We start from the raw sequence: 13742 nt of genomic DNA on the forward strand, positions 1-13742 counted from the left end.
CCGAGACCGCCCATATCTCCCGGGGATATGAGGACATTGCCAGGGACCTGAGCGCCCTGGGCGCCGACATCCGATGGGGCGGCGGGAAAGAAAGATCGAAACAGGAGTAGAGCTATGGCAGCCAGACGCAGACATTCCAACCGGCGGCGCAGAAGGGGGAGCTTCGGCTTCCTCTATCGGCTGCTGTCCGTGCTGGTGATCTGCGGCGTGATCGTGGTGGCGCTGACGCTGTTTTTCCGGGTAGATACCATTGTGGTCACCGGAACGCAGCGATACACCCAGCAGGAGGTCATCGACGCCACTGGCATTGCCACCGGCGACAATCTGTTTTTGATGAACAAGTACGATGTGGCGCAGAACATTGTGGGGCAGCTGCCCTACATTGAGGAGATCCGCATCAACCGCAAGCTGCCCGATACGTTGATCATCCAGGTGGAGGAGTGCGGGACGCCGCTGGCCGCGGTACAGGACGGCAGCGCCTGGCTCATCAGTTCCACTGGCAAGATCGTGGACCAGAAGACCGCAGCTGAGGCCGCTGATTACGGCACCATTGACGGCTGCCAGCTGCTGGCGCCGTCGGTGGGGTCCACCATCGCACTGAAAACGGAGTACGCCACCCAGCAGACCAGCCTTTTGCGGCTGCTGGCAGCTCTGGAGGATGAGGACATGATGGGCGACGTGAATGCCATCCACCTGGGGGATGCATCCACGCTGAACATGGATTACTTGGACCGCTTTACCGTGGAGATGCCCTATGGGGCGGATGACTACGGCTGGCTGATGCAGGTCCTCAAGATCGCGGTGGGCCAGCTGGAGACTAACCAGACCGGCACCATCCGGCTCAACCCCGACAGCGAGTACCAGGTCCGCTTCATGCCGGGGCAGCGCTGGGAGGGCTGAGGATCAAAGACCGTCGAATTTCCGCTTTCTTTGAAAAAGTTGCGGGAAAAACCGGAGGTCCACTTGACCCGAACGGCAAAGTGTCATACAATAAACTAAATCTGTATAATACAAAATATTGTGCGTTTCTGGGGAGCGCAGTTCCCTTTTTGCACAAATGATAGCAGGAGGCACATCATGGCATTTGGATTGGAGACCGGTCCCGATACCGTTGTCAATATTAAGGTCATCGGCGTGGGCGGCGGCGGCAACAACGTGGTCAACCGCATGGTCCGCTCCGGGACCAAGGGCGTGGAGTTCGTGGCGGTGAATACCGATAAGCAGGCGCTGAACGTATCCAGCGCTACCTATAAGATCCAGATCGGCGAAAAGCTGACCCACGGACAGGGCGCCGGCTCCGATCCCGAGGTGGGACGCAAGTCCGCTGAGGAGAGCCGTCAGCAGATCGCCAAGGCGCTGGAGGATACCGACATGGTGTTCATCACTGCCGGCATGGGCGGCGGCACCGGCACTGGCGGTGCCCCCATCGTGGCGGAGATTGCCAAGGAGATGGACATCCTCACCGTGGCCGTGGTGACCAAGCCCTTTGGCTTTGAGGGCCGCCGCCGTATGCAGCAGGCCGAGTCCGGCATCGCCGAGCTCAAGGACAAGGTGGACTCTCTGGTCATCATCCCCAACGAGCGTCTCAAGCACGCCACGGACCAGAAGATCACCTTCGCCAACGCCTTTGAGATCGCTGATGATGTGTTGCGCCAGGCGGTGCAGTCCATCTCCGACCTGATCCGGGATACCGGCTTTATCAATCTGGACTTCGCGGATGTTACCGCCATCATGAAAAACGCCGGCATGGCCCATATGGGCGTGGGCCGGGCCGCCGGAAAGGGCAAGGCCGAGGAGGCCGCCAAGATGGCCATTTCCAGCCCCCTGCTGGAGACCTCCATCGAGGGCGCCAAGGGCGTGCTCATCAATGTCACCGGCTCCATGGACATTGGCCTGGAGGAAGTGGAGCAGGCCGCCTCTCTGGTACAGGCGGCGGTACATCCCGATGCTCTCACCATCTTCGGCGCCACCTTCGACGAGACGCTGGACGACGAGATTCGAGTCACCGTCATTGCCACGGGATTCGACAAGGCCCCTGCAGAGCTTCCCAAGGTTCCCGATGTGCAGACCGGCACAGCCGCGTCCCAGACTGCCGCGGCAGGCACCGAGACTCCGGATCATTCCGCTGTCAAAGCTCCGCAGCCGGTGGGTCCCGAGCCCGAGCCGGAGGAGGACGATCCCTTCGAGGATATTTTCAAAATTTTCAACAAGCGCGACTGATTGTAAATGCTGGAAGACCCCGCAGGTTTCTGCCTGCGGGGTCTTTTTCTGCGCCCGCATTTTGGGAGCAGGCAAGGACTGCCATGGCGGCACTGGCGGTTTTTGCTTGGGGTGAGCGGCGTGGATTTCGCCCAAGATAAGCGAGCCGGCAGACAACGAGTTTGCCGGATGCATTTTGGAAAGGGGTGATTCAATGCATGAATCCTTGCAAACAGCAAAAAAATGGCTGCGGGGCGGCGCGGCGTGCCTGCTGGCACTGCTGCTGTGCATGGCAGCTCCCGCCCAAGCCGCTGGTGTGACGGCTGACGGCCCTGCCGCAGGCACCTCCGCCCGGATGCTGGTGCCGGTGGGCCATACGGTAGGCATCAAACTCTTTGCCCGGGGCGTCCTGGTGGTAAAGCTCCCCGAGGGAGCGTCACCGGCAAAGGAGAGCGGCCTGCAGACCGGAGACATCATCGTCAAGTGCGGAGGAGTCTCCGTGACCTCCACCGAGCAGTTCCAGACCCTGCTGCAAAATACCGGTGAGGTATCCACGGACCTTCAGGTCCGGCGGGGCGGAGAGACCATGACGCTGTCCGTTTCGCCGGAACAAAATGACCAGGGGCAGTATGCCATCGGTGCCTGGATTCGGGACTCCATGGCCGGAATCGGCACCATGACCTATTATGACCCCGACAGTGGTGCCTTTGGCGCACTGGGCCACGGGATCACGGACAGCGACACGGCACTGCTGATGCCCTTCTCCTCCGGCTCCATTCTGGGTTCCACGGTGAAGGCGGTGAAAAAGGGTACGGCGGGCGAAGCCGGCGAGCTGCGGGGCGATTTTGATCTCAGCTCCGATTTGGGCGATCTGTACGCCAATACCAGCAGCGGTATTTTCGGCACCCTCTCTCCCTGTGAACTGACGGAACAGATGGGAGAGGCGCTGCCTGTGGCAGACCCAGATGAGGTCCACGCGGGCCCGGCAACCATCCGCTCCAATGTGGACGGGGATGCTGTGCGGGAGTACGACATTGAAATTTTGAAAGTCAATGGCGGTGCTTCCGACGGGCGGGAACTGCTGATCTCCGTAACGGACCCGGGGCTGATTGCATCCACCGGCGGCATCGTCCAGGGCATGTCGGGTTCACCGATTCTGCAGGACGGCAAATTTGTGGGCGCGGTAACGCATGTTCTCTTAAGTGACCCAACCAAAGGATATGGAATTTTGATGGAAACTATGCTGGATGCCGCCCAGAACAGCGCATAAATCGGTGCACCGGCAAAAATGGACACCCAAGCAGCCAAACGGCTGCTTGGGTGCTCTGGCTTGCATTCAATTTTTGGAAACACTGCAGATGCCGCACAATCTTTTCGTGCTGGGAGAAGCAGCTGTGAGGCGTTCTCAGCAGTACCGGTCCCGGCGAGGCTTGATCTGACCTGCCAGAGGCACAATGGCGTGGTGCGGGGCGTGGTGGCGCCGAATACAGTCCCTGGTGGCTTCCAGTGCCTCCGGCTGAATCAGCAGGGACATCCCGCAGGACAGCTCTCCCTGGATGGCCCTGGGAGCAGGGGCAATCCGGTTGGGAATTCCCTCCTGATCCAGCAGATCGTGGAGGGAGAGCCCCTGCTCGTAGTTGGCAAAGAGGATGTAATAGCGGACCTGTTCTTCAGCCATTGAGCAGCTCCACAAAGGCCTCAATACGGGTGCGCAGCTGCTCGGCGTCGGTGTCGGCGTAATCCGTCTCCAGACTGAGCACCGGCACACCGGCTTCCTTCAGCGCCCGACCGACCGCATACTTCTCCGTGTCGTACAGGCAGCAGAACTTCAGGCTGCAGTCGATGACACCGTCCACCTGATACTCCTTCACCAGGCGCAGAATATCATCGATGCGACCGGTGTTGGGGGTGAAGCAGGCGCAGTTGGTCTTCATGTACCGCTGGGACAGGGCCATGAACTGCTCGTCCAGTGTGGTTTTGCTCTCGTCCACCAGATTCTCAAAATACCGGGTGCCGGTGCACATCTCCTCGCACACCACGGCAGCGCCGCTGGTCTCGATGATGTTGTGCAGCTTCCAGTTGGGCACGGCCATGGGGGTGCCGGTAACCAGGATGCGCTTGGTGCCGGCAGGGACCACGCTCACCCCGTCCCGGATGCGCTGCTCCAGCTCGTCGGCCAGCCGGTTGCACATCTGAGCGCACCGCACCGGATCGTCAAAGAAGGCAATCTGCATCACCAGCAGGGCGTCCCGGCCGGAGATGGGCAGGCAGGTGGACTTGCGGCACGCGTACACCCGGGCCAGGGCTTTGCGCTTTTCGTTGATGGTATGGATGGCTTCTCCCAGCTTCTCCGGGGTGATGGTGTTGCCAGTGAATTCCTCCACCTTCCTGGCGAAGTCTGCGATCTCGTCCTTCCACTTCAAGATGTCCTTTTCCCGTTTCATCTGGGGTACGTCCATGATGTACATGGGCACGTCCTCCCCCAGGATCTCGTAGGCCTTTTTCTTACCGTCGCAGGTGGTCTCGCCCACATACAGGTCGGCAATGCGGAAGAAGGGGCAGGTCCGGCCCAGCCGGGCGCCCACCGAGGCCTTCACCAGGGGGCAGGTGCTCTTGGGCAGCACGGCCTCGCCGTCAGGCACCCAGAACTGAGAACCGCCGCAAAGACCGGTGACGATACCGTCAGCGGCCACCACTACCTCATCGGGCACATAGACGCAGAAGGTGCCGAAGACCTTGCGGCCCTGCTTCTGAGCCTCGATCAGCTCAGCCGGACGGATACCGTGGACCTCGGAGATCACCAGATCCCAGAAATCCATGGCCTTGGGCCGGTTTTCCTGGGAGAGAAAGACGTCTCCCACGGCAGTGGGGAGCACCTGACAGAGCAGGTCGTGATTCTCCAGATCCATCCCCAGGTCTTTCCACATCTGTACATAATCTGACATACCGCGTTCCTCCATATTCTTGTAGATGTTCTCACGGCCTGGCGGGTTTCTTCCGGTTCTGCCTCAGCTTCGTTTCCGCCTGGCGGGGACCCGTTCCGGTGCGCCGGGTTCAAATGGCCGGGCGGCAGCAGGCCCCGGCGGTGGAAACGGAAGGGACAGGAGCAGGTATTTTCCCGCATAGCTGGATTTCTCAGGGGGACTGATGGGGCCAGGCGTCCTTATTTGGTCACCTTACCCCGGGCAATCAGTGCCGCGCCCAAAGCTCCGGCATACCGGCCCATGGGGTCGGTGAGGACGGGACACTTCAATTTCAGCGAGAGCCGCTCCACCAGGTAGGCGCTGTCGCACAGCCCGCCGGTGAGCAGGACGTCGCCCGCCATGGTGTGCCGGGCGCACAGCCCTGCCACCTTGCATACCACCGAGTCCACGACCCCGGCGGCGATATCCTCCCGGCGCTCTCCGGCACCGATGTGGCTGATGACCTCGCTTTCGGCAAAAACGGTGCACATGGAGCTGATGGCAAGCGGTGTGCCGGACGCCGCCAGCGTGAACAGCTCCGGCAGGTCCACTCCCAGGCGGTTTGCCATGATCTCCAGGAACTTACCGGTGCCCGCAGAGCACTTGTCGTTCATGAGAAAGCTGGCGGGCATCCCGTGTTCCACGGTGATGACCTTGGTGTCCTGCCCGCCAATGTCGATGATGGTGCAGTCCCGGCCCAGCAGGTACCAGCCGCCCCGGCCGTGGCAGGTGATCTCAGTGACGGTTTTGTCCGCGTAGTCCACGGCCACCCGGCCGTAGCCGGTGGCCACCACCTTCATTCCCGCACCCAGCGGATGGCCGCCTTCCGCCAGCCGCCGGGCGATTTCGTTGGAAGTCTCCCGGCTGCTCCAGCCGGTGGGCAGGACAAAGCGGTCTTCCATACCTGCCTCGCTGAGCACCACCACCTTGGAGGCGGTGGAGCCAATGTCAATTCCCGTAAAGTAGTTCATTTGTCAATTATCTCCAGAAAGGCAGCCGGGTGGGTGTTGATCTTTCCCTTGTCCGCCTGGGAATAGTTGGTCTCGATATTCAGATAGGGAAGGCCCTTCTCCCGGATAACAAACCGGCGGATGAAGAAGGCCTCTCCATAGGTCTCAAAGTCAGGGGGGCAGCTTGATTCCGGTTTGTTCCATGCAAGGCATCTCCTTTGGATATGGCGGCCGCCGCAGTGCTTGAAAATTTCGGAGCAGCGCAGGTGCTCTGAGAGGGCCGACCAGCAGTACAATGCAAAATTGTGTGGATATTTACTCAGTATTTTATCTGGAAACCATATAAAACGCAAGTAATAGATTCCTATTCAAAAGAATAACGCTTGAAGATCAAAGGTTGCCGCTGCGGGGGAAGTGTTTTTTCGGAACTTGTACAAGGCAAAAAAGACCGACTGCCAGGATGGCAGTCGGTCTTTTTTGTATGTTCAGATCTATTTCAAAATGAGATGACAATGGGGCAGAAAATGCGGAGGAACCAGGGAAAAACGGTCTCACAGCCCCAGCGCCATCAGTTTGGCATTGAGCTTTTTATAAATGCGCTCCTGGAACCAGGGCTCCGTGGAGGCGGCCACGGCCTCCTCCAGACCGAACCAGCCTACCCGGCTGTTTTCATCCAGCTTGCACCGTACCGGCAGCGCGGGGTCTGCCTCCAGGAGGTAAGTGACGTTCAGGTGCAGATGGGAGGAGACATAGCGGCCGTGCTTTTCATGGCCGTCCACCGTTAAAATCTCCAGAGAAAAGATCTCCGGGGTAACCGGACGGACCTCTGTGAGACCGCTCTCCTCCCGTACCTCCCGGAGCGCCGCCGCCAGAAGATCCTGCTGCCCGTCGGCGTGGCCTCCCAGCCAGGCCCAGGAGTCATAGAGGTTGTGGTAGGCCATCAGGACCTGCTTGCGGTCAGGGCTGACTACCCAGGCGGAGGCGGTGAAATGGGCTTCAGGGTTGGAACGGGTGTAGAGGTCCTCCCCCCGGCGCATCCGTGCCAGCAATCCTTCCCGGTCCGCAGCCTCCTGCTCGTTCCAGGGCTGGTAGGTCTCGATTTGGTTCAAAAGCGACATGTGACCACTCCTCCGGCAGCCGGCGCGTTTCCAGTGCGGAAGTGGGGAAAAGCCCTTGAAAACACTGGGATTGCTGGCTTTTTCAAAAAAATCGTCGAATGATTTTTGGAATTTATTTACAGTTCCTTCTTGCAAACGCTGTCCGTTTATGGTAATTTATAGAAAACGTGATTTGAAGCTTCATGAATCCGTCGCAAACGGGGGCGCTGTTCCGCCGCGGCAGGGGCGCTGCACCCACTGAAAAACACGGTATGAGTGTATCAAAATTTCAGGAAAAGGACAAGGGAAATCATGGATGTGAGAAGAAGGGTATTACTGGCAGATGCCAATGAGGAATTCCGCACGCTGCTGCGGAAAGCCATAGATCAAACCGAGGCCTTCACTGTGGTGGGCGAGGCCGGGAACGGGGCGGAGACGCTGGAGCTGGCCGAGCAGCTGCACCCGGATCTGTTGGTGCTGGATGTGGTGATGCCGGGAGACGGCCTGACGGTTTTAAAGCAGCTCAAACTCAGCGGGGAAGAGAGTCTCAAGGTCATCGTGGTGTCCGCCTTTTGCAGTGAGCAGGTGGTGGCAGAGGCTGTGGAGCTGGGAGCCAGCTATTTCATGGCCAAGCCCTGCGAGCCCGCCGCGCTGATCGAACGGATGCAGGCCCTGTTTGTCCAGGCCGAGCCCCAGCCGGATCAGTCTTTGGAGCTGAAGAACCTGGTGACCTCCGTGATTCATGAGATCGGGGTTCCTGCCCACATCAAGGGCTATCAATACCTGCGGGAGGCCATTATTATCACGGTGCAGGACATGGACGTGATCAACGCCGTCACCAAGGTGCTCTATCCGGAAGTGGCCCGGCGGTTCGGAACCACGGCCTCCCGGGTGGAGCGGGCTATCCGTCACGCCATCGAGGTGGCCTGGGACCGGGGCGATCTGGAGACGCTGCAAAAGTACTTCGGCTACACGGTCTCTAACGCCAAGGGGAAACCCACCAACAGCGAGTTCATTGCCATGATCGCGGACCGGCTGGTGCTGGAGCAGAAAAATCAGACCAAGGCCTGGAAGGCATAAAATGCAAAAGGAGAGGCAGAGCGCCTCTCCTTTTTTACATCTCCGGTCAGTCTGCCGCCAGTTTCTCCCCAATGACGGCCATCTGCTCCACCGTCAGATCCCAGTCCCAGGGGAGGTGGACCTCCGCCAGCCGGTCCGACCAGCAGAGCAGGTATTGATTCACGGCCTCATTGCCGATAGATACCTGAAGCACTTCCTCTGCCCCCCAGGGGGAGGGGTCCACGGGGCGGTATTCCTCCCGGTACTCCGGGGGGATCTGGTCGTTGTCCCGCTCTACCCAGTCAATGAAGTCCTGCTTGCAAAGATCATAGAGGAAGGGGGCCTTCACGGTGACGATGTCATACCGGAGTTCCGGCCACTGGCCCTCTCCCAGCCGGGCATCCTGGCGGTATTCCCCGTGGCTGCCCAGGAAGGAGGTGTCTACCCGGGCCTCGGTGGACCAGCGGTCATAATCTACCTCTGCCAAGTCTTCGATCCGCAGAGGGATGGGGTCGTCATAGACAGACCAGGTCATGCCTTGGTAGGTGTAGGTCTCCGCCGCCGGATGGTCTGCGAACCAGTCGGTGCCGGCATTGTCCATCACAAGAGCCATCAGTCCGGCCAGAGCTGCCGCCGTCAGGACAAGGATGACGGCGATCATCACCAGAAAGTTGCCCCAGGCCGGACACCGGAGCCGCTGGAGATACTTCCGGATCAGGTCGGTCAGAAAGCCCGCCAGAGTGAAGAACACCAGCATTCCCACCAGCAGCAGGACCATTCCGGCGGACCGGCTCACGCTGGCAAAGGAGGCCAGCACCAGCAGGGCCGACCACACCATGACCAGGATGCTGAGCCATTTGGCGCTGGGAAGGTCCGGCAGAGGGGCTCCGGTCTCGGCGGTGGCCCTGGCCTTCCGGAGCCAGCGGCGGTAGGAAAAAAGTCCCCACAGAATCAGCACTGTCAGGGGCAGGTAGGCCCCGGCCGCCAACAGAGAGGAGCTGCTGCCGATGTTATCCACCGGGTCCCGTACCAGCTGCCAGAGACTGAATCCCACCTGGAAAAGGGAGAGAAGGAGCAGAGCCAGATAGCTTTTTCTCAGAGGTCCGCCGATGCTCTTGTGGATGTTGGCCAGTTCCAGGGCGGAGTCCGTCTCCAGTGGAATGGCGTGTTCATCCTCGTTGTAGAAGACCTGCACCTGGTCCAGGCTGGCGGCCAGCTGCCATCCGGCTTGGGCACAGTAGTCCCGGAAGGTCTCCAGCCCCGGCGCCGGGGCGGGGGAGAAGCGCCCGGCTCCTGCGAAAAAGGTCACGGCGAATTTCAGCTTCCGGGGCTCGGTCCGGCGGTATCTCCAGCTCCAGGGAGTGATGGATGTCAGCAGCCAGCCCCGGGCGGCCATCTCCGCCAGGTGGGCGGTGAGCTTGGTCCGGTCCAGGAAGTTGTACAGGGGAATCCACTCCCGTTTGGTATTTCCCATGGTCAGGTTCCTCCTTTCGCTGTAAGGTGGTCGTAGTCGTCGATCTGGGCCTGCAGGCGGCGGCGCTCCTCCGCCAGGGCCGCCTGGCCCGCCGCTGTCAGGAGATAACTGCGCCTGCGGCCTTCCACCTTGGTTTCCCGGATGTAGCCGGCATCGAGAAACTGCTCCAGCAGGTTGTAGAGTGTGCCGGGGCCTACGCTCACCCGGCCTGCCGTCAGGGCGGTGACCTGGGACATAATGTCGGCGCCGCACTGCTCCTGCCGCAGACACAGCAGGATGTAAAACATCTGCTCTGTCAGCGTCTGAAATTTTTCCCGGGCCATGGCGCGCCTCCTTCCAATATCGATATTCGATCTTTCCTGCTTTCAGGATAATATCGAATATCGAGCTTGTCAAGAAGAAATATCGAATATCGATGATAAAAACCGGGCTTGCCAAATTTTTGACATCGTGCTATTCTAAAAAAATAGGATCATACTAGGAAAAGAGGAACTGAAGATGACGTATTCTTTCCGGCCCCACGGGGTTTGCTCGCAGGAGATGCGGGTGGAACTGGACGAGCAGGGCCGCATTGCGAATCTGGAAGTATTGGGCGGCTGCAGCGGCAACCTGCAGGGTATCTCCGCACTGGTGCGGGGCATGAGTGCTCAGGAGGCCGTGGAGCGGCTCAAGGGTATTCGCTGCGGGTTCAAATCCACCTCCTGTCCGGATCAGCTGGCCCAGGGCCTGGAACAGATCCTGGCACAGCGGGAGCAATAAGAAAGGGGCCGGTATCCGGCCTCTTTTTTGCGGTGCCAGGGCAAATTTTTACGAAAAATAAGCGCGGATGGTTCCCAAATTCTGGTTTTCCAATGGACAAGCCAGATGGAAAGTGATAAACTAAAAAAATATTGAGTTGGACGGAAATAGAAGGAAAAGCAAGGAAAGAGCGGTTGAAACGTATGAAAATCGTGTTGGTCATTGACCAGTTTGACGATGCGAATAACGGCACTACAATCAGCGCCAGGCGGTTTGCCATGGCGCTCAAGGAGCATGGAAACGAGGTGCGGGTCATCGCCATTGGGAAGCCGGGGCCCAATAAGTATGCAGTCCGGCAGATGCGCTTTTTGCCCATTGTGGAGCACCTGATCACCAGCCAGGGCATGCGCCTGGCTGTTCCCAACCGGCATGTGTTTGAAAAGGCGGCGGCCTGGGCGGATGTGGTGCACTTCATGATGCCCTCCCCGCTGGCGGTGGCGGGCCTCAAGCATGTGGAAAAGCTGGGGATTCCCCATACGGCCGCGTTCCACTGCCAGCCGGAAAACATCACGTTCACGCTGCACCTGGGCAACAGCAAGCGGGCCAATGACTTTTTGTACAACCGGTTCCGGGACAGCTTTTACAATCGCTTTACCCATATCCACTGCCCCAGCAACATGATCGCCGAGCAGCTGCGCCAGCACGGCTACACCGCCCAGCTGCACGTGATCTCCAACGGCATCAGCCCCCAGTATCACTACCGCAAGCTGCCGAAAGAGGACTGGATGCTGGGAAAGTTCAACATTTTGATGGTGGGCCGGTACGCGGGGGAAAAGCGGCAGGACGTGCTGATCGATGCCTGTGCCCGCTCCCGGTATGCCCAGCAGCTGCAGGTGATTCTGGCAGGCAAGGGGCCGCTGGAGAGAAAGTACCGCCGTCTGGCGGAAAAGCTGCCCAACCCCATTGTCATGGAATTCTATGAGCCGGAGCGGCTTTTGGATATCTTTGCCATGTGCGATTTGTATGTCCACACCTCCGATGCGGAGATCGAGGCCATGAGCTGCATGGAGGCGTTTGCCTGCGGACTGGTGCCGGTGATCGCCGATTCGCCCCGCTCCGCCACGCCCCAGTTCGCGCTGGACGAGCGGAGCCTCTTTCCGGCGGGAGACAGCCTGGCCCTGGCCCGGCGCATCGACTGGTGGATCGACCATCCGGCCCAGCGGCAGGAGATGGAAGTGCGCTATGCCGAGCACGCCAAGCAGTACGCGCTGGAGCGCTCCATCCAGCTGACGGAGGAGATGTTCCGCCAGGCCATCGAAGAGCAGCGCCCCGCTTCCAGGTAAAATTGCATGCAGGTTCTGCGGGACCGCCGCCGGGAGACACCGGCGGCGGTCCTTTTGCATAAGATGAAGCGGGCCGGAGATGGTTCCGGCGGTCCCGGGCACCGGAGAGCACGTTTCTTTTCACGGCGGTACTTAGCGTTCCCGGCCGGGACGGGAGACTATTTGGGGAGGAAGGAGCGATGGCATATTCCGACCGGGAACTGCTGGCGCGTTTGATTCAGTGTGAAGCGGGCGGGGAGGGAGAAAACGGCATGAAGGCGGTGGCCGGCGTGGTGATGAACCGGGTCAACGCCGTCGGCGGCGAATACGCCCGGGTGGGCCAGGGCAGCATTCGCAACATCATTTTCCAGCCGTATCAGTTCGTCTGCGCCAGCGAAACGGAGGGAGGGGTCTACAACCCTCAAAATATTTACAACATGCGCCCGGAACAGATTCACTATGACATTGCCGACTGGGCCATTGCGGGAAACCGGCTGCCGGATGTGGCGGAATCGCTGTGGTTTTACAACCCGTTCGGCCCCACCTGCCGGTCCTTTTTCCCGTCGGATGTGGGATACTGGCAGACCAGGATCGGCGATCACTGCTTTTATAATCCGACGAATGCCTATTATCGAACTTGAGGGGTGTTGCTTATGATGCAGTATCAAAACGGTGCGCAGCCGGTGGCGCGGATGCGTGTGAACGGCGGGCAGGCGGTCATGCCGGGAATGGACTGGTCTGCGGAGATCAGCGGCGGACCGGAGATGACGCCGGCGGCGCCCGCCCGGCCCAATTCCGGCGCCGGTACGGGCCGGTCCATGCCGGGCCTCGCCGGCACCGGCGGGACCACCAGTGAAGGCGGACAGATGGACCTGCGCAATCATCTTCCCAGCGAGGTCATTACGGACCCGGTCTCTGTGGAAGAGGCATACCGGGGCTCTTTGAAGGCGATGCTGCTGCGGTATGTGGGCAACTATGTGGTGGCCACGTTCCTGGTGGGCACCCAGAATACCGTGGCCTGGGAAGGAATTTTGTACGACGTGGGCAATGACTATGTGACCATTTATCAGGAGGGACGGGACCGGTACATCGTATCGGACATTTACTCTTTGAAATTCATCGAGTTTTACGATACCCGATGCAGAGAATTGTGCCACGACATGCTCCACAATGGACAGTGGCAGGGAGGCACCACCTGAGAAAACAGTTGCGCAGACGGTGGGAGCTGTGCTAAAATCCACGGTATCTGATACGAAAGGAAGGGGAGACCCTGATGGATTTCGAAAAACTGGCCGCGGAGCGGTATTCTCTCCGCAAATTCAGCGACCGCCCCGTGGAACCGGAGAAGCTGACCCAGATCCTGGAGGCCGGCCGCAACGCACCCACCGCCCACAACAATCAGCCCCAGCGTATTCTGGTCATCCAGAGCCCGGAGGCGCTGGAACTGGCAGACGGCTGCGTGGACGCACACTTCCATCCGCCGGTACTGCTGGTGGTGTCCTATGATCCCGCCGCCGCGTGGGTCCGGGAGAAGGATGGAAAGAATCACGGTGAGATCGACGCTGCCATCGCTGCCACACAGATGATGCTTCAGGCCGCGGATCTGGGCCTGGGGACCACCTACATCGGGATGTTTGACCCCGTGAAGATTCAAGAGACCTTCCCCGAGGAGCTGTCTGGTCTGACGCCCATTGCCGTGCTGGCGCTGGGGTATCCTGCCGAGGGGGCGAGACCTTCCCGCCTCCATGCCGACCGAAAGCCCCTGGAGACGCTGGTGCGCTACCGTTAAAAGAAAATCCTGTCTGTAGAAAAGAGATGTCTGTCCGCTGCCGAAAGGCGGCGGCAGACATCTCTTTTTGCAATTTAAACAAAAAACGAACTGAAATTTCAACAAAACAACCAACGACATGGAGAACGGTATTTTTAAGATGCCAATTCTT

17 protein-coding genes are annotated in these 13742 nt (G+C 59.6%); 10 read left to right on the forward strand and 7 right to left on the reverse strand.

What is annotated here, in order from left to right; genetic code table 11:
• The 4 genes from QZL67_RS08330 to spoIVB form a co-directional block, all read left to right on the forward strand.
• Positions 1–110: hypothetical protein (locus QZL67_RS08330; RefSeq protein ID WP_292920155.1), on the forward strand; the 110-nt coding region annotated here is incomplete at its 5' end.
• A gap of 4 nt (positions 111–114) precedes the next feature.
• The gene (locus QZL67_RS08335) at positions 115–900 is read left to right on the forward strand and encodes a cell division protein FtsQ/DivIB (RefSeq protein ID WP_022290267.1); all 786 of its coding nucleotides are present in this window, start codon (positions 115–117) and stop codon (positions 898–900) included.
• Between the two features lie 177 nt (positions 901–1077).
• On the forward strand, positions 1078–2220 hold the full coding sequence (gene ftsZ / locus QZL67_RS08340) for a cell division protein FtsZ (protein WP_022290268.1): 1143 nt from the start codon (positions 1078–1080) through the stop codon (positions 2218–2220).
• A gap of 193 nt (positions 2221–2413) precedes the next feature.
• The gene (spoIVB, locus tag QZL67_RS08345; protein WP_022290269.1) at positions 2414–3469 is read left to right on the forward strand and encodes a SpoIVB peptidase; all 1056 of its coding nucleotides are present in this window, start codon (positions 2414–2416) and stop codon (positions 3467–3469) included.
• Positions 3470–3604: 135 nt separating this feature from the next.
• Here spoIVB and QZL67_RS08350 read toward each other — a convergent pair whose 3' ends face one another.
• From QZL67_RS08350 to QZL67_RS08365, 5 genes are all read right to left on the reverse strand, one after another.
• Positions 3605–3877, reverse strand: coding sequence for a DUF3343 domain-containing protein (locus QZL67_RS08350; RefSeq protein ID WP_022290270.1), 273 nt, complete (start codon positions 3875–3877; stop codon positions 3605–3607).
• A complete protein-coding gene (locus tag QZL67_RS08355; RefSeq protein ID WP_022290271.1) occupies positions 3870–5144 on the reverse strand; it encodes a double-cubane-cluster-containing anaerobic reductase in 1275 nt (424 codons plus the stop codon). Before QZL67_RS08355 ends, QZL67_RS08350 begins: the two co-directional genes overlap by 8 nt.
• 218 nt (positions 5145–5362) lie before the next feature.
• Complete coding sequence (locus QZL67_RS08360) at positions 5363–6133, reverse strand: acyl-CoA dehydratase activase (protein WP_022290272.1); 771 nt, start codon at positions 6131–6133, stop codon at positions 5363–5365.
• Positions 6130–6465, reverse strand: coding sequence for a 2-hydroxyacyl-CoA dehydratase (locus tag QZL67_RS11680; protein ID WP_022290273.1), 336 nt, complete (start codon positions 6463–6465; stop codon positions 6130–6132). The genes QZL67_RS08360 and QZL67_RS11680 overlap by 4 nt, the downstream gene beginning before the upstream one ends.
• 198 nt (positions 6466–6663) lie before the next feature.
• Positions 6664–7230, reverse strand: coding sequence for an NUDIX hydrolase (locus QZL67_RS08365; RefSeq protein WP_022290274.1), 567 nt, complete (start codon positions 7228–7230; stop codon positions 6664–6666).
• A 291-nt stretch (positions 7231–7521) separates the two neighbouring features.
• On the opposite strand from QZL67_RS08365, the gene spo0A reads away from it, so the two are divergent.
• Complete coding sequence (spo0A, locus tag QZL67_RS08370) at positions 7522–8289, forward strand: sporulation transcription factor Spo0A (RefSeq protein WP_022290275.1); 768 nt, start codon at positions 7522–7524, stop codon at positions 8287–8289.
• A gap of 46 nt (positions 8290–8335) precedes the next feature.
• Here the strand turns inward: spo0A and QZL67_RS08375 are convergent, their stop codons facing one another.
• Together QZL67_RS08375 and QZL67_RS08380 are read right to left on the reverse strand one after the other, a co-directional pair.
• A complete protein-coding gene (locus QZL67_RS08375) occupies positions 8336–9742 on the reverse strand; it encodes a DUF2812 domain-containing protein (RefSeq protein ID WP_022290276.1) in 1407 nt (468 codons plus the stop codon).
• A 2-nt stretch (positions 9743–9744) separates the two neighbouring features.
• The gene (locus QZL67_RS08380) at positions 9745–10065 is read right to left on the reverse strand and encodes a PadR family transcriptional regulator (protein ID WP_022290277.1); all 321 of its coding nucleotides are present in this window, start codon (positions 10063–10065) and stop codon (positions 9745–9747) included.
• A 175-nt stretch (positions 10066–10240) separates the two neighbouring features.
• Here QZL67_RS08380 and QZL67_RS08385 point away from each other — a divergent pair, with 175 nt between their 5' ends.
• The 5 genes from QZL67_RS08385 to QZL67_RS08405 all read left to right on the forward strand — a co-directional run bounded on the left by QZL67_RS08385 (position 10241) and on the right by QZL67_RS08405 (position 13591).
• Positions 10241–10501: a TIGR03905 family TSCPD domain-containing protein gene (locus tag QZL67_RS08385; RefSeq protein WP_022290278.1), complete on the forward strand. Its 261-nt coding sequence runs from the start codon at positions 10241–10243 to the stop codon at positions 10499–10501.
• A 182-nt stretch (positions 10502–10683) separates the two neighbouring features.
• Positions 10684–11823: a glycosyltransferase gene (locus QZL67_RS08390; protein WP_292920157.1), complete on the forward strand. Its 1140-nt coding sequence runs from the start codon at positions 10684–10686 to the stop codon at positions 11821–11823.
• Between the two features lie 179 nt (positions 11824–12002).
• Entirely contained in the window at positions 12003–12443 is a 441-nt protein-coding gene (locus tag QZL67_RS08395) for a cell wall hydrolase (RefSeq protein WP_022290280.1), read from the forward strand.
• Between the two features lie 12 nt (positions 12444–12455).
• On the forward strand, positions 12456–13001 hold the full coding sequence (locus QZL67_RS08400) for a hypothetical protein (protein WP_022290281.1): 546 nt from the start codon (positions 12456–12458) through the stop codon (positions 12999–13001).
• Between the two features lie 74 nt (positions 13002–13075).
• Positions 13076–13591 carry a nitroreductase family protein gene (locus QZL67_RS08405; RefSeq protein WP_022290282.1) on the forward strand — a complete coding sequence of 172 codons (516 nt, stop codon included), beginning with the start codon at positions 13076–13078 and terminating at the stop codon, positions 13589–13591.
• Positions 13592–13742: the final 151 nt, after the last annotated feature.

The organism is Oscillibacter sp. CAG:155 (assembly GCA_000436875.1).
Taxonomy (GTDB): Bacteria; Bacillota; Clostridia; order Oscillospirales; family Oscillospiraceae; genus Oscillibacter.

Excerpts from the sequence above, each read along its gene's own strand:
- QZL67_RS08335 (WP_022290267.1), top strand. The coding sequence starts at position 115 with ATGGCAGCCAGACGCAGACATTCCAACCGGCGGCGCAGAAGGGGGAGC.
- ftsZ (WP_022290268.1), top strand. The coding sequence starts at position 1,078 with ATGGCATTTGGATTGGAGACCGGTCCCGATACCGTTGTCAATATTAAG.
- spoIVB (WP_022290269.1), top strand. The coding sequence starts at position 2,414 with ATGCATGAATCCTTGCAAACAGCAAAAAAATGGCTGCGGGGCGGCGCG.
- QZL67_RS08350 (WP_022290270.1), bottom strand. The coding sequence starts at position 3,877 with ATGGCTGAAGAACAGGTCCGCTATTACATCCTCTTTGCCAACTACGAG.
- QZL67_RS08355 (WP_022290271.1), bottom strand. The coding sequence starts at position 5,144 with ATGTCAGATTATGTACAGATGTGGAAAGACCTGGGGATGGATCTGGAG.
- QZL67_RS08360 (WP_022290272.1), bottom strand. The coding sequence starts at position 6,133 with ATGAACTACTTTACGGGAATTGACATTGGCTCCACCGCCTCCAAGGTG.
- QZL67_RS08365 (WP_022290274.1), bottom strand. The coding sequence starts at position 7,230 with ATGTCGCTTTTGAACCAAATCGAGACCTACCAGCCCTGGAACGAGCAG.
- spo0A (WP_022290275.1), top strand. The coding sequence starts at position 7,522 with ATGGATGTGAGAAGAAGGGTATTACTGGCAGATGCCAATGAGGAATTC.
- QZL67_RS08375 (WP_022290276.1), bottom strand. The coding sequence starts at position 9,742 with ATGGGAAATACCAAACGGGAGTGGATTCCCCTGTACAACTTCCTGGAC.
- QZL67_RS08380 (WP_022290277.1), bottom strand. The coding sequence starts at position 10,065 with ATGGCCCGGGAAAAATTTCAGACGCTGACAGAGCAGATGTTTTACATC.
- QZL67_RS08385 (WP_022290278.1), top strand. The coding sequence starts at position 10,241 with ATGACGTATTCTTTCCGGCCCCACGGGGTTTGCTCGCAGGAGATGCGG.
- QZL67_RS08390 (WP_292920157.1), top strand. The coding sequence starts at position 10,684 with ATGAAAATCGTGTTGGTCATTGACCAGTTTGACGATGCGAATAACGGC.
- QZL67_RS08395 (WP_022290280.1), top strand. The coding sequence starts at position 12,003 with ATGGCATATTCCGACCGGGAACTGCTGGCGCGTTTGATTCAGTGTGAA.
- QZL67_RS08400 (WP_022290281.1), top strand. The coding sequence starts at position 12,456 with ATGATGCAGTATCAAAACGGTGCGCAGCCGGTGGCGCGGATGCGTGTG.
- QZL67_RS08405 (WP_022290282.1), top strand. The coding sequence starts at position 13,076 with ATGGATTTCGAAAAACTGGCCGCGGAGCGGTATTCTCTCCGCAAATTC.